14 protein-coding genes are annotated in these 12,972 nt (G+C 64.7%); all 14 read left to right on the top strand.

Features of this window, described 5'->3' with window-relative positions; all coding sequences use genetic code 11:
* The first annotated feature begins 19 nt into the window (after positions 1–19).
* The 14 genes from AC099J_RS24835 to nagZ all read left to right on the top strand — a co-directional run bounded on the left by AC099J_RS24835 (position 20) and on the right by nagZ (position 12,955).
* A complete protein-coding gene (locus AC099J_RS24835; protein WP_479617963.1) occupies positions 20–478 on the top strand; it encodes a hypothetical protein in 459 nt (152 codons plus the stop codon).
* Positions 475–1,113, top strand: a complete 639-nt coding sequence (rpoE, locus tag AC099J_RS24830; RefSeq protein WP_479617962.1) for an RNA polymerase sigma factor RpoE — start codon at positions 475–477, stop codon at positions 1,111–1,113. The genes AC099J_RS24835 and rpoE overlap by 4 nt, the downstream gene beginning before the upstream one ends.
* A 33-nt stretch (positions 1,114–1,146) precedes the next feature.
* Positions 1,147–1,830, top strand: coding sequence for an RseA family anti-sigma factor (locus AC099J_RS24825; RefSeq protein ID WP_479617961.1), 684 nt, complete (start codon positions 1,147–1,149; stop codon positions 1,828–1,830).
* 23 nt (positions 1,831–1,853) lie between these two features.
* Positions 1,854–2,885, top strand: coding sequence for a MucB/RseB C-terminal domain-containing protein (locus AC099J_RS24820; protein WP_479617960.1), 1,032 nt, complete (start codon positions 1,854–1,856; stop codon positions 2,883–2,885).
* 113 nt (positions 2,886–2,998) lie between these two features.
* The gene (locus AC099J_RS24815; RefSeq protein WP_479618014.1) at positions 2,999–4,405 is read left to right on the top strand and encodes a DegQ family serine endoprotease; all 1,407 of its coding nucleotides are present in this window, start codon (positions 2,999–3,001) and stop codon (positions 4,403–4,405) included.
* Positions 4,406–4,907: 502 nt separating this feature from the next.
* Positions 4,908–6,716, top strand: coding sequence for a translation elongation factor 4 (gene lepA / locus AC099J_RS24810; RefSeq protein ID WP_479617959.1), 1,809 nt, complete (start codon positions 4,908–4,910; stop codon positions 6,714–6,716).
* Positions 6,716–7,684 carry a signal peptidase I gene (gene lepB / locus AC099J_RS24805; protein ID WP_479617958.1) on the top strand — a complete coding sequence of 323 codons (969 nt, stop codon included), beginning with the start codon at positions 6,716–6,718 and terminating at the stop codon, positions 7,682–7,684. Before lepA ends, lepB begins: the two co-directional genes overlap by 1 nt.
* Positions 7,685–7,708: 24 nt before the next feature.
* The gene (locus AC099J_RS24800) at positions 7,709–8,071 is read left to right on the top strand and encodes a DUF4845 domain-containing protein (protein WP_479617957.1); all 363 of its coding nucleotides are present in this window, start codon (positions 7,709–7,711) and stop codon (positions 8,069–8,071) included.
* A gap of 1 nt (position 8,072) precedes the next feature.
* Positions 8,073–8,756, top strand: coding sequence for a ribonuclease III (rnc, locus tag AC099J_RS24795; protein WP_479617956.1), 684 nt, complete (start codon positions 8,073–8,075; stop codon positions 8,754–8,756).
* Between the two features lie 311 nt (positions 8,757–9,067).
* On the top strand, positions 9,068–9,949 hold the full coding sequence (era, locus tag AC099J_RS24790) for a GTPase Era (RefSeq protein ID WP_479618013.1): 882 nt from the start codon (positions 9,068–9,070) through the stop codon (positions 9,947–9,949).
* A 10-nt stretch (positions 9,950–9,959) separates the two neighbouring features.
* Positions 9,960–10,709, top strand: a complete 750-nt coding sequence (gene recO / locus AC099J_RS24785; protein WP_479617955.1) for a DNA repair protein RecO — start codon at positions 9,960–9,962, stop codon at positions 10,707–10,709.
* Positions 10,706–11,467, top strand: coding sequence for a pyridoxine 5'-phosphate synthase (locus AC099J_RS24780; RefSeq protein WP_479617954.1), 762 nt, complete (start codon positions 10,706–10,708; stop codon positions 11,465–11,467). The genes recO and AC099J_RS24780 overlap by 4 nt, the downstream gene beginning before the upstream one ends.
* Entirely contained in the window at positions 11,467–11,859 is a 393-nt protein-coding gene (gene acpS / locus AC099J_RS24775) for a holo-ACP synthase (RefSeq protein WP_479618012.1), read from the top strand. Before AC099J_RS24780 ends, acpS begins: the two co-directional genes overlap by 1 nt.
* Positions 11,860–11,863: 4 nt before the next feature.
* Complete coding sequence (gene nagZ, locus AC099J_RS24770) at positions 11,864–12,955, top strand: beta-N-acetylhexosaminidase (protein ID WP_479617953.1); 1,092 nt, start codon at positions 11,864–11,866, stop codon at positions 12,953–12,955.
* Positions 12,956–12,972: the final 17 nt, after the last annotated feature.

Raw genomic sequence — 12,972 nt, 5'->3', positions numbered from 1 at the left:
CGTCCTTCACTGCTGCGCCATGCACAGCGCTCCGGCTGTTCGCTACCCGGTGGCGCTTGCGCGCCCCCTCGTGCTGGCTGTGGCGGTGCTGTGGCTGGCGGCGGCCGCGCTGGGCGGCTGGTGGTGGTATGCAACGGGCGGCGCGGGATGGCGGCTCGCAGCCGGAGCGGCGAGTCTGCTCTGCAGCGGCGCGGCGGCCGTGTTCCTGCTGCGCGCCATGCCCCAGGGCAGCTTGCGCTGGGACGGCCAGGCGTGGTGGTGGCATGCCGGTGAGACCGAGATCCAGGTGACAGTGGCGCTGCATTTTGACTTCCAGCATTTGATGGTCCTGCGCGTGGCTGGTCTGCCGGGCCGCGACCCCTGGTGCTGTGTCGAACGTGCTGTATTGCCGCGGGCCTGGAACGACATGCGCTGCGCGCTGCATGCGTCGCCCCGGGCCGGCCGCACGCTGGCTGCGGATGGGGGCACTGCGTCGTGACGGAGGACGCAACGCCTACGCCACTGCCACCTCCAGCAGACAGTGACCTGATTCTGGTGGAGCGCACCGTCGCTGGTGACCAGCGCGCGTTCGAGTTGCTGGTGATCAAGTACGAGCGCCGCATCCAGCGTTTGATCGGGCGGATGGTCCGCGATGTCGATCTGGTCGAGGACATCGCCCAGGAAACCTTCATCCGTGCCTACCGGGCGCTGCCCAAATTCCGCGGTGACGCCCAGTTCTACACGTGGCTGTACCGGATCGCCGTGAACACCGCCAAGAAGACCTTGATGGATTTCAAGCGCGATCCCACGGTCAGCGAGAGCGCGTTGCGCGGCTCGGACGACGACGATGAAACTTCCCGGCGCGAAACCGAACCAATCAGCCATGAAACGCCGGACACCGTGCTGGCGGCCAAACAGATCTCAGCCGTGGTGAACGCGGCGATGGAAGGTTTGCCCGAGGACTTGCGGCAGGCTGTGACGCTGCGCGAGATCGAAGGCATGAGCTACGAAGAAATTGCCGAGGTCATGGATTGCCCGATCGGCACGGTGCGTTCGCGCATTTTCAGGGCGCGGGAAGCGATTTCCGCCCGGGTCAAGCCGTTGCTGGAAAACCAGTCCGGCAAGCGCTGGTAAGCGCTGATAGCCACACGGTGGTCGAGACACACGATGCAGGTGAAGAAGATGAACGAATACGGAACCCAAGAGCACAGCGCGTTGTTGTCCGCGTTGGCGGATGGCGAGTTGGACCGCGCTGAATGTGCGCAGTGGATGGCGATGCCTGCGGCTGCGGACGCCGATCTGGCGGCCACCTGGGCCACCTACCATGTGATCGGAGATGTTCTGCGCGGCGGCGACCCGATGATGGTGCGCGGCTCGCCCGGTTTTTTGCAGCGCCTGCAAGTACGCTTGCAGACCGAGGAGCCTTTGTCGGTCCACCGGTCTGAGGTGGCCTTGCCTGCCGCCGGTACGGCGAATGGACGTCCCGAGGTCTCGCCCACAGCCATGCCGGTGACGGGGCATGCCGAGCCGGCGAACGAGGCGGTCTTCCGCTGGAAGCTGGTGACGGGCGTGGCATCCTTTTCTGCCGTCGCGGTACTGGCCTGGGGCTTGACGGGCGGTGGCGTCGCTCCGAGCTCCATGTCGCAGCAGTTGGCCGTGGCGGCCCCCGCAGCGGCCGTTTCGCAAACCGTGGAGATGCCGGTGCGGCCGCTTGGCGGCGAGGAACAGATCATGATCCGCGATGCGCGCCTGGACGAACTGCTCGCCCAGCATCGACAAGGCGGCACGACGGCGCTGTTGCTGCCAGCTGGCGTCCTGCGCAGCGCGACCTTCGCGTCACCCGAACGCTGAACGCAGCCAAGACTTTCGACAGCATGCACCCACGTTCCTTCCGTTGCTTCACGCTGACCGCCTTGTGGCTGGCGCTGTCCGCTTGTGCGGCGGTTGGCCAAACCGTGCCTGTACCTGCTGTCGAGAGCGCGTCGACGACGGCCCCCACTCCGCAGCGCAGCATTGGCGAGTGGTTGATGCGGATGCATGAAGCCTCGCGCAAGCGTGCCTATGTGGGCACGTTTGTCGTGTCTTCGGACGCCAGCATGGCCAGTGCTCGCATCTGGCATGCGTGTGAGGGCGACCAGCAGATCGAGCGCGTCGACGCGTTGACGGGGCCACCGCGCTCTACCTTCCGTCGCAACGACCACATGGTGACCTTCATGCAGGACACCAAGGTCGTGCGCATCGAGCGGCGCGAATCCTTGGGCTTGTTCCCCAACGTTCTACAGGCGACAGACACCTCGATCCCCGAGTTCTATTCAGCGCGCCAGATTGGCGACGATCGCGTCGCGGGGTTCGAAGCCGATGTTGTGTTGCTCAAGCCTAAGGACCACTTCCGTTACGGCTACCGGATCTGGAGCGAAAAGAAGTCCGGCCTGGTGATCAAGTTGCAGACGTTGGCTGCCAACGGTCGGGTGCTGGAACAGGCCGCGTTCTCGGAGCTGCAGCTCGATGCACCCCTGCGGCTGGACCGACTCACGAAGCTGATGGGCCAGACCGCAGGCTATCGGACCGAGACACTGGAGACGCAGCGCACCGATCCGGCCGCCGAAGGCTGGTCGATGCAAATTCCGGTGGCTGGCTTCAAGTCCGTGAGTTGCATCAAGCGCGCGTCCAAGGATGGCGTGGTGGAGCACGGCATGGTCCAGTGGGTGTTTTCCGACGGTCTTGCGTCCGTGTCGCTGTTCCTTGAGCCCTTCGATGCGCAACGGCACGTCAAGCCAGGCGTGATGACGGTCGGCGCGACGCAGTCGTTGACGCAGCGTGCCGAGGACTGGTGGCTGACCGCCGTGGGTGAGGTTCCGCCCAAGACCTTGAAGGCATTCGCCGAGGCGCTGGAACGACAAAAGTAGCGGCGTGCAGCGCTTGCGTTCATCGCAGCGCTGCGCGTCGTGGTGGTTTGATGAAAAGGATGATCATGCAGGTGCTTGCTGTAGCAAAGTTGCGTCGCCAGGCGACGGTGTGGATGCTGGCGATCGTGGGGCTGGCCGTGCTGGTGCCGGCTCCGTCGGTGCAGGCTCAGGGGCGTTCGCTTCCCGATTTCACCGATCTGGTGGACCAGGTCGGGCCCTCGGTCGTGAACATTCGCACTTCGGAGCGTGTCGCGCCGCGGCAGGCGCCCGGTGCCATGGACGAGGAGATGCTCGAATTCTTCCGTCGTTTCGGCATGCCGATGCCGAACGTGCCGCGTCAAGGGCCCCGGCCCCAGCAGCCCGACGGCGAACAGCCGCGTGGTGTGGGTTCGGGCTTCATCCTCACGTCAGACGGCCTCATCATGACCAATGCGCATGTGGTGGACGGCGCCGACGAGGTGCTGGTCACGTTGACCGACAAGCGCGAGTTCAAGGCCAAGCTGATCGGCGCCGACAAGCGCACCGACGTGGCTGTGGTCAAGATCGAAGCCACCGGGCTGCCGGCCGTCAAGCTGGGCGACGTCGGCCGGCTGCGCGTTGGTGAATGGGTGATGGCGATCGGCTCGCCCTTTGGGCTGGACAACACCGTGACGGCGGGCATCGTGAGCGCCAAGCAGCGCGACACCGGCGAGTACGTGCCCTTCATCCAGACCGATGTGGCGATCAATCCCGGCAATTCGGGTGGTCCGCTGATCAACATGCGCGGCGAAGTCGTCGGCATCAACAGCCAGATCTACTCACGCTCGGGCGGCTTCATGGGCATCTCGTTTGCGATCCCGATCGACGAGGCGACGCGCGTCAGCGAGCAGTTGCGCACGGTCGGCCGGGTTTCGCGCGGCCGCATCGGCGTGCAGATTGACCAGGTCACCAAGGACGTCGCCGAGTCCATCGGCCTGGGCAAGCCGCAGGGTGCGCTGGTGCGCAGCGTCGAGCCCGGTTCACCTGCGGAGAAGGCCGGCATCGAAGCCGGCGACATCATCACGCGCTTCGAAGGCAAGCAGATCGAGCGTGTGGGCGACCTGCCGCGCATGGTCGGCAACACCAAGCCGGGCTCCAAGAGCGCCATCACCGTGTTCCGGCGCGGCGGCACCCGCGACCTCAGCGTCGTCATTGCGGAAATCGAGCCCGAGAAGGCCGTCGCCAAGGCGCCCGTCAAGGAAGACAAACCACGTGCCTCGGCGGCCGGCCAAGCGCTCGGCCTCGTGGTCAGCGAGTTGACCGACGCCCAGAAGAAGGAGCTGAAGATCAAAGGCGGCGTCAAGGTGGAGGCAGTAGCGGAAGGCGCGGCGCGCGCCGGCCTGCGCGAGGGCGATGTCATCGTGGCGATTGCCAACATGGAGATCGACGGCACCAAGGGCTTCGAAGCTGCAGTGGCCAAGGCCGATCGCAGCAAGCCGGTCAGCGTGTTGTTCCGCCGCGGAGAGTGGGCACAGTACGCATTGATCCGATCCAGCCCCTGATATCGTATGCAAAAAGCCCCAATTTGTTCTCGGAAATGGGGTTGAGGGGCCGGGCAGGTGGTGCAAACGCCACTGCGGCTCACCAAATTTTGTGCTTGCGTCCAGATTTCTCGATGTGAGTGGGCGCTAGCACCGGTCTTCGCTTCAAGCAGTTTGGATAGAATCCGTGGCCCGGTACGCGCTGGAACGGCATAACAACGCTCCTGCAACCCACGATACGGGATACCGCCACGTTAACGATCGACGATCCACAGGGCGCCCACAAGTTGTCCAGAAATTTGTCCCCAAATATTGTTGATAAGCTGTGCACAAGTTTCTTGTTGTGACCTTGCAACGACCGCTTTGTCCTCTTTTCACGGCTATGCAGGTAGGGCTTTTTGCCTACAATGAAGCTCCAACCATCGCAGTTGCCAAAGATTGTTGGTTCTGGGCGCGTCGTTGATCGACGCGCCCTTTTTCTTTTGCGCGTCTTTTTAATTCAATTACTTGAAGCTTCTCGTTGATGCAGCACATCAGAAATTTTTCGATCATCGCGCACATTGACCATGGCAAATCAACCCTCGCGGACCGGCTGATCCAGCGCTGCGGCGGGCTCGCAGACCGCGAGATGGAAGCCCAGGTTCTCGACTCGATGGACATCGAAAAAGAGCGCGGGATAACTATCAAGGCGCAGACAGCAGCACTGCGCTACCAGGCCCGCGACGGGCAGGTCTACAATCTCAATCTGATCGACACGCCGGGCCATGTCGACTTCTCGTATGAGGTGAGTCGCTCGCTGTCCGCATGCGAAGGCGCACTGCTCGTGGTGGATGCATCGCAGGGTGTGGAAGCGCAGACCGTGGCGAACTGCTACACCGCACTGGACCTCGGTGTCGAGGTGCTGCCGGTGCTCAACAAGATCGACCTGCCCAATGCCGATCTGGAGAACGCGCGCTCCGAGATCGAAGACGTGATCGGCATCGATGCGACTGACGCGATTGCGTGCTCGGCCAAGACGGGCGTGGGCATCGACGACATCCTCGAAGCTGTGGTCGCCCACGTGCCCGCGCCCAAGGGCAAGCCCGATGCACCACTGCGCGCGATGATCATCGACAGCTGGTTCGATACCTACGTCGGCGTGGTCATGCTTGTGCGCGTCGTCGACGGGCGGCTCGGCAAGGGCGAGCGTTTCAAGATGATGGCCTCGGGCGCCGTCTACAACGCGGACAACCTCGGCGTCTTCACGCCTGCCAACGAGCCGCGTCCCTCGCTCGAAGCGGGTGAAGTGGGCTACATCATCGCGGGCATCAAGGAGTTGCAGGCCGCCAAGGTCGGCGACACCGTCACGCTCGAGAAGAAGCTGCCCAACAACCTGGGCCCCGCGTCGGAAGCCTTGCCGGGCTTCAAGGAAATCCAGCCCCAGGTGTTCGCAGGTCTGTACCCCACCGAAGCCAGCGAGTACGACTCGCTGCGCGACGCGCTGGAAAAGCTCAAGCTCAACGATGCCTCGCTGCACTACGAACCCGAGGTGAGTCAGGCGTTGGGCTTTGGCTTTCGCTGCGGCTTTCTCGGCCTTCTGCACATGGAAATCGTGCAGGAGCGGCTCGAACGCGAGTTCGACCAGGATCTGATCACCACGGCACCTAGCGTCGTCTACCAGGTCATGAAGAGCGACGGCGAAGCGTTGATGGTGGAGAACCCCTCCAAGATGCCCGACGTGGGCCGGATGGCCGAGATCCGCGAGCCCATCGTCACCGTGCATCTGTACATGCCTCAGGAGTATGTCGGCGTGGTCATGACCTTGGCCAACCAGAAGCGCGGCGTGCAGATGAACATGGCGTACAAGGGCCGCCAGGTCGTGCTGACCTACGAGATGCCGCTGGGCGAGATCGTGCTGGACTTCTTCGACAAGCTCAAATCCGTGAGCCGCGGCTACGCGTCCATGGACTACGAGTTCAAGGAGTACCGCGCCGCCGACGTGGTGAAGGTCGACATCCTGCTCAACGGCGAGAAGGTCGATGCCCTGTCCATCATCGTGCACCGCAGCCAGTCGCAGTATCGCGGACGCGCCGTCGTGGCCAAGATGCGCGAGATCATTTCGCGCCAGATGTACGACGTGGCGATCCAGGCCGCCATCGGGCCCAACATCATTGCGCGTGAGACAATCAAAGCCCTGCGCAAGAACGTGCTGGCGAAGTGCTATGGCGGTGACATCAGCCGCAAACGCAAACTCCTCGAAAAACAAAAGGCCGGCAAAAAACGCATGAAGCAGATTGGTTCAGTTGAAGTTCCCCAGGAGGCCTTTCTGGCCATTTTGCAGGTGGAAGACTGATGCCAGTTCTGACCGCAGCGATCCTCGCGGCCTTCGTGGCGTACGCGGGGGCCTGGTACATGGGGCGGCTGGAAGGCAACTTCGCCTTGTTGCTGTTTCTGGCGACCATGGTGACCGGCATCTACTGGCTGGCCGAGCGTTTCTATTTCCTGCCGCGCCGCCGCGCCGCGGTGACACAGTTGGAACACGAGGCCGCCCGGCGCAAGACCGATCTGGCCAGCAAGGGCATCACGCAGGTCGACAACGTCGACATGGCCGAAGCCAGGGGCCGGTTGTTGATGCAGCCGTGGTGGCTGGATTGGACCGCCGGCCTGTTCCCGGTGATCCTGGTCGTGTTCCTGCTGCGATCGTTCCTGTACGAGCCGTTCAAGATCCCATCCGGCTCCATGATCCCGACCTTGCTGGTGGGCGACCTCATCCTCGTCAACAAATTCCACTACGGCGTGCGCTTGCCGGTGATGAACACCAAGCTCACCGACGGCAACAAGCCGCAGCGCGGCGATGTGATGGTGTTTCGCTATCCACCCAAGCCCAGCCTGGATTACATCAAGCGTGTCGTCGGCGTGCCGGGCGATGAGGTGGCCTACCTGAACAAGCGTTTGACGGTCAACGGCCAGCCAGTGCCCACCAGCGCAGTGCCCGAGTTCTTCGACCAGGACGCGATGCGCTACTTCAAGCAGTACGAAGAGAAGCTGGGCGACAAGCCCCATCGCCTGCTGATCGACGACGACCGGCCGGCCTTCATTCCCGGCGCAGAAGACTTCGCTTTCAAGAACAACTGCCGATACAGTGTGGAAGGGGTGGTCTGCAAAGTGCCGCAGGGCCACTACTTCATGATGGGTGACAACCGCGACAACTCGCTGGACTCGCGCTATTGGGGCTTCGTGCCGGACGCCAACATCGTCGGCAAGGCCTTTTTCATCTGGATGAACTTCGGCAGTTTCAAGCGCATCGGCGCGTTCAACTGAACCGTGCGGCAAGAGGACACAGAGATGAAGAGCAAGCACCATCCGTTCGGGGGCCGGCAGCGTGGCATGTCGTTTTTCGGCGTGGTCTTCGTGGGGGCCGTCCTCGTGTTCGGCTTCGTGATCGGCGCCAAGGTGGTGCCCACGGCGCTTGAATACCAGGCGATCAGCAAGGCTGCCGACAAGGCGAGCGCCGGCACCACGGTGGCCGAGGTCCGCGCCATTTTCGACCGGGCCGCAGCCATCGACGACATCACCTCCATCAATGGCAACGACTTGAAAATCAGCAAGAACGGCGACAAGGTCGTCGTGGCGTTTGCCTACGACAAAGAGATCGAACTGTTTGCCCCTGCGTACCTGCTGCTGAAGTACCAGGGCCAGTCGAAATAGCGTGAACCCTGAACTGACGGCGCTGCAACAGCGCCTGCAGCACCGCTTCAAGGACGACCGGCTGTTGCTGCGCGCGGTCACCCACCGCAGCTTTTCGGCCGACCACAACGAGCGCCTGGAATTCCTCGGCGATTCGGTGCTGAACCTGGCGATCTCCAGTCTGCTGTACCAGCGGCTGGCCGACCAGCCCGAGGGCGATCTCTCGCGCGTGCGTGCCAACCTGGTCAAGCAGGAGACGCTGCACCAGATCGCGTTGACGCTGGCCTTGGCGACCGTTCTGCGGTTGGGCGAGGGCGAGGCGCGATCGGGTGGCCACAAGCGCCCGTCGATCCTGGCGGATGCGTTGGAGGCGCTCATCGGCGCCGTCTACCTGGATGGTGGTTTTGCAGCCGGCGAGGCGCTGGTCCACCGCCTGTTCGCATCTGTGGCCATCAACCCGCAGATGCAGGCGATCGGCAAGGACCCAAAGACCGAGTTGCAAGAGTGGCTGCAGGGTCGCAAGATGAAGGTGCCGGCCTACCGCGTGGTCAGCACGCTGGGCGCGGCGCACCGGCAGACTTTCGACGTGGAGTGCGTCATCGAGGAATTGAGCCTGGTCGAGCGCGGCATCGGCGGCTCGCGCCGCGCCGGCGAGCAGGCGGCGGCTGCCGCCATGCTGGCCAAACTGAAAGCGAACAACGCATGAACCACGACACCACACCGCCGGCCGAACAGGAGCCGATTTCGGACGCACCGGATGCATCTTCTGCACCGACAGCACAAGACGCTCCGAAGGCACGGAGGGCACGGAAGGCACGAAAGTCTGCCGATGCTCCGGATGCAACCAATGCCGCTGACGCCGCTGACGCCACCGACCCCGCTGACGCACCCGATGCGTCGGAAGGTCCGGATGTGTCCGACGAGTCCGACGCTCTCGATGCGCCGCACGCGTCCGACGAAACGGATGCACCCGCTGCCCCGCACCCAACGGATGGCGCCGCAGGCCAGCGCTGCGGCCTGATCGCCATCGTCGGCAAGCCCAACGTCGGCAAGTCGACCCTGTTGAACGCAGTGGTAGGCCAGAAGATCAGCATCACCTCGCGCAAGGCGCAGACCACGCGCCACCGCATCACCGGCATGCGCACGCGCGGCGCGACGCAGTTCGTCTTCGTGGACACGCCGGGCTTCCAGACCCGGCATGACAACGCGCTGAACCGCTCTCTGAACAAGACCGTGGTGGGGGCGGTCAGCGATGTCGACCTGGTGCTTTTCGTCGTTGAGGCCGGCAGCTTCACACTGGCCGACGCCAAGGTGCTGTCGCTGCTCAAGCCGGGCATCCCCGTGGTGCTGCTGGCCAACAAGCTGGACAACATCCACCGGCGCGCCGAGATCGCGCCGTGGCTCAAGTCGATGCAGGAACGCCATGCCTTCGCCGAGTTCGTGCCCATGTCGGCCAAGAACGCCAAGGACATCGAGCGCCTGTTCGGCATCTGCGAGAAGTACCTGCCCGAGCAGGGCTGGTTCTACGCCGAGGACGAGCTGACCGACCGCAGCGAGAAGTTTCTGGTGACCGAGACCGTGCGCGAGAAGCTGTTCCGCCTGACCGGTGACGAGCTGCCTTACACCTCCACCGTCATCATCGACCAGTACAGCGAAGAGCCCGGCCGCGGCCCCAACAAGCGCCTGGTGCGCGTAGCCGCCACCATCGTGGTCGAACGCGACAACCACAAGGCCATGGTGATCGGCGACAAGGGCGAGCGCATCAAGCGCATCGGCACCGAGACCCGCATGGATCTGGAAAAGCTCATGGATGCCAAAGTCTTCATCGAGCTGTGGGTCAAGGTGCGTTCGGGTTGGGCCGACGACGAAGCGCGCGTGCGCTCGTTTGGCTACGAGTGACGCGCTGGGTGTGGCCACCAAGCGCACGCTCGACGAGCCGGCCTATGTGCTGCACCGCTATGACTGGAGCGAGTCAAGCCTGATCCTGGACGTGTTCACGCGCCACTGCGGCCGCGTAGCGCTGGTGGCCAAGGGCGCCAAGCGGCCCAGCTCGAACTTTCGCCCGGTGCTGCTGCCGCTGCAGGCGCTGCGCGTGGGCTTCGGCGGTGATGCCGAGATCCGTACCTTGAAGGGCGTGGAGTGGGTCGGCGGCCATGTCATGCCCACCGGCGACGCGCTGTTGTCGGGCTACTACCTCAACGAGCTGCTGATGCGTCTGCTCGCGCGCGATGACCCGCACCCCGAGCTCTTCGATGCTTATGGCCAGGCTGTCGCGCTGCTGGCCTCCGAGCATGGCGAGGTGCTGCAGGCGGCGTTGCGCAGCTTCGAGTTGCTGCTGCTGCGCGAAACCGGTGTGCTGCCGGCGCTGGACTTGCAGACCCAGACACTCGCGCCGCTGGACGACACCACCCGCTACACCCTCGTGCCCGAAGGCGGCCTGCGCGAGAGCCATGAAGACGACCGCGCGGGATTGCCGGGCGCACAGTGGAAAGCGCTGCAGCAGGCGCTACAGGACCCGGCGCCCTTCCACGCGCTGCTGCAGGCCGGCGCCCATGTGGCGGGCATGCTCAAGCCGCAGTTGCGCCAAATGCTGCACTACCATTGCGGCGGTGCCATGCTGCACACCCGGCAGCTCATGATGGACCTGCAAGCCCTATGACCTCTACATCCCCGCGCACGGCGCTGTCCGTCAACGTCAACAAGGTGGCGCTGGTGCGCAACACGCGGCACCTGGGCATCCCCAGCGTGCTGCGCGCTGCCGAGTTGTGCCTGGCCGCCGGCGCCCACGGCATCACCGTGCACCCGCGGCCGGACGCTCGCCACATCCGCGCTGACGACGTGCACGCGCTGGCGACGTTGATGCAAGCCTGGCCGGGCCGCGAATACAACATCGAAGGCAATCCGTTCCAGAACCTCATGGACTTCGTGCGCGCCGTGCGGCCGACGCAATGCACCTTCGTGCCCGATGGCGAAGACCAGTTCACCAGCGACCATGGCTGGAACCTGGTGCAGGACGGTGAGCGTCTGCGTCCGCTGATTGCGGAGGCGAAGGCTCTGGGTGTGCGCGTCAGCCTGTTCATGGATCCGGACCCTACCGCCATGGCCGCCGCCCGCGCGGTGGGTGCCGACCGCGTCGAGCTGTACACCGAGCCCTATGCCGCCACCTTTGGCCTGCCCCACGGCCAAAGCGTGTTGCAAGCGTTCGCGCAGACGGCCCGTGCGGCGGCCGCAGCCGGCCTGGGCGTCAACGCCGGTCATGACCTGAACCGCGACAACCTCGCGCCCTTCCTCGCCGCGTGCCCCGAAGTGCAAGAGGTGTCCATCGGCCACGCGCTCGTCGCCGACGCGCTGGAGCTTGGCTACGACGCCACCGTCAAGGCCTACCTGCAGTGCATCGCCGAGGCGGCTACGCGCTGATGGTCTACGGCATCGGCACCGACATCTGCGACGTGCGGCGCATCCGCGCCAGCGTCGAGCGCAACGGCGAGCGCTTTGCCGAAAAGGTGCTGTCCGAGGGCGAACTGGCGGTGTACCGCCGCCGCAGCGAACGCTGGCCCGACCGTGGACTGCGCTTCCTGGCCACGCGTTTCTCCGCCAAGGAAGCGTTCAGCAAAGCCATCGGCATGGGCATGCGCATGCCCATGACCTGGCGCTCGTGCGAGATCGCCAACCTGCCGAGCGGCCAGCCCGTCATCGTGCTGCACGGCGCACTCAAGACCTGGTTCGAGGCCAAGGGCCTGCGCGCCCAGGTCAGCGTCACCGACGAGACCGACTATGCGGCCAGCTTCGTGATCGTTGAAACTTCCTGATGCCATGCAACACGCCCCTTTGATCATCGACATCGCCGGCCTGGAACTGACCGACGACGACCGCCGCCGCCTGAGCCACCCGCTGGTCGGCGGCCTGATCCTGTTCGCCCGCAACTGGCAGGATCGCGAGCAGCTCACGGCCCTGTGCCGCGCCGTCAAGAAGCTGCGGCCCGACCTCTTGATCTGCGTGGACCACGAAGGTGGCCGCGTGCAGCGCTTCAGGACCGACGGCTTCACCCACCTGCCCACCATGCGCGCGCTGGGCCGCATGTGGTTGCAGGGCGAACACAAGACGGAAGGCGAGGCCGCCATGCAGGCCATGGGCGCGGCGACGGCCTGCGGCTACGTGATGGGCGCTGAGCTGCGCGCCTGTGGCGTGGACTTCAGCTTCACACCAGTGCTGGATTTGGACTACGGCGAGAGCGGCGTCATCGGCGACCGGGCCTTCGCGCGCGACCCGCGTGTCGTCACCATGCTGGCGCGCTGCCTGATGCAAGGCCTGCTGCAAAGCGGCATGGGCAATTGCGGCAAGCACTTCCCTGGCCACGGCTTCGTGCGCGCCGATTCGCACACCGACATGCCGGTCGACCGCCGCAGCCTGAAGGCTATCCTCGCCGACGACGCCCAGCCCTACCGCTGGCTCGACACGGTGATGACGGCTGTCATGCCGGCCCACGTCGTCTACCCCAAGGTCGACAGCCGCCCGGCCGGCTTCTCGCAGCGCTGGCTGCAGGACATCCTGCGCGGCCAGCTAGGCTTTGACGGCGCCATCTTCAGCGACGACCTCAGCATGGCCGGCGCCCGCGTGATCGATGGCCAGCAGGTCGGCTATGCCGATGCCGCGCTGGCTGCCTTGCAGGCCGGCTGCGACTTAGCCTTGCTCTGCAACCAGAGCCTGCCCGACAGCCCGGGCGGCGGCACGGCCATCGACGAGTTGATCGACGGCGTCGCGCGCGCGCAGATCGAGGGCCGCTGGCAACCCAGCGAAGCATCCGAGGCACGGCGCCAGGCCTTGCTGCCGACCACGCCGGCCCCCGAGTGGGACGCCCTGATGGTCCAGCCGGCCTACATGCAGGCTTTGTGGAAGCTGCCTTGAGCGCTTGAACGGGAGCG

The organism is Rhodoferax sp. RT4P68 (assembly GCF_056521305.1).
Note: the sequence above shows the minus strand (reverse complement) of the source record. Positions and strands in the feature narration are given on the sequence as shown.

Coding starts and splice junctions, on each gene's coding strand:
- AC099J_RS24835 (WP_479617963.1), top strand. CDS start 20: ATGCACAGCGCTCCGGCTGTTCGCTACCCGGTGGCGCTTGCGCGCCCC.
- AC099J_RS24825 (WP_479617961.1), top strand. CDS start 1,147: ATGCAGGTGAAGAAGATGAACGAATACGGAACCCAAGAGCACAGCGCG.
- AC099J_RS24820 (WP_479617960.1), top strand. CDS start 1,854: ATGCACCCACGTTCCTTCCGTTGCTTCACGCTGACCGCCTTGTGGCTG.
- AC099J_RS24815 (WP_479618014.1), top strand. CDS start 2,999: ATGCTGGCGATCGTGGGGCTGGCCGTGCTGGTGCCGGCTCCGTCGGTG.
- lepA (WP_479617959.1), top strand. CDS start 4,908: ATGCAGCACATCAGAAATTTTTCGATCATCGCGCACATTGACCATGGC.
- lepB (WP_479617958.1), top strand. CDS start 6,716: ATGCCAGTTCTGACCGCAGCGATCCTCGCGGCCTTCGTGGCGTACGCG.
- AC099J_RS24800 (WP_479617957.1), top strand. CDS start 7,709: ATGAAGAGCAAGCACCATCCGTTCGGGGGCCGGCAGCGTGGCATGTCG.
- AC099J_RS24780 (WP_479617954.1), top strand. CDS start 10,706: ATGACCTCTACATCCCCGCGCACGGCGCTGTCCGTCAACGTCAACAAG.
- acpS (WP_479618012.1), top strand. CDS start 11,467: ATGGTCTACGGCATCGGCACCGACATCTGCGACGTGCGGCGCATCCGC.
- nagZ (WP_479617953.1), top strand. CDS start 11,864: ATGCAACACGCCCCTTTGATCATCGACATCGCCGGCCTGGAACTGACC.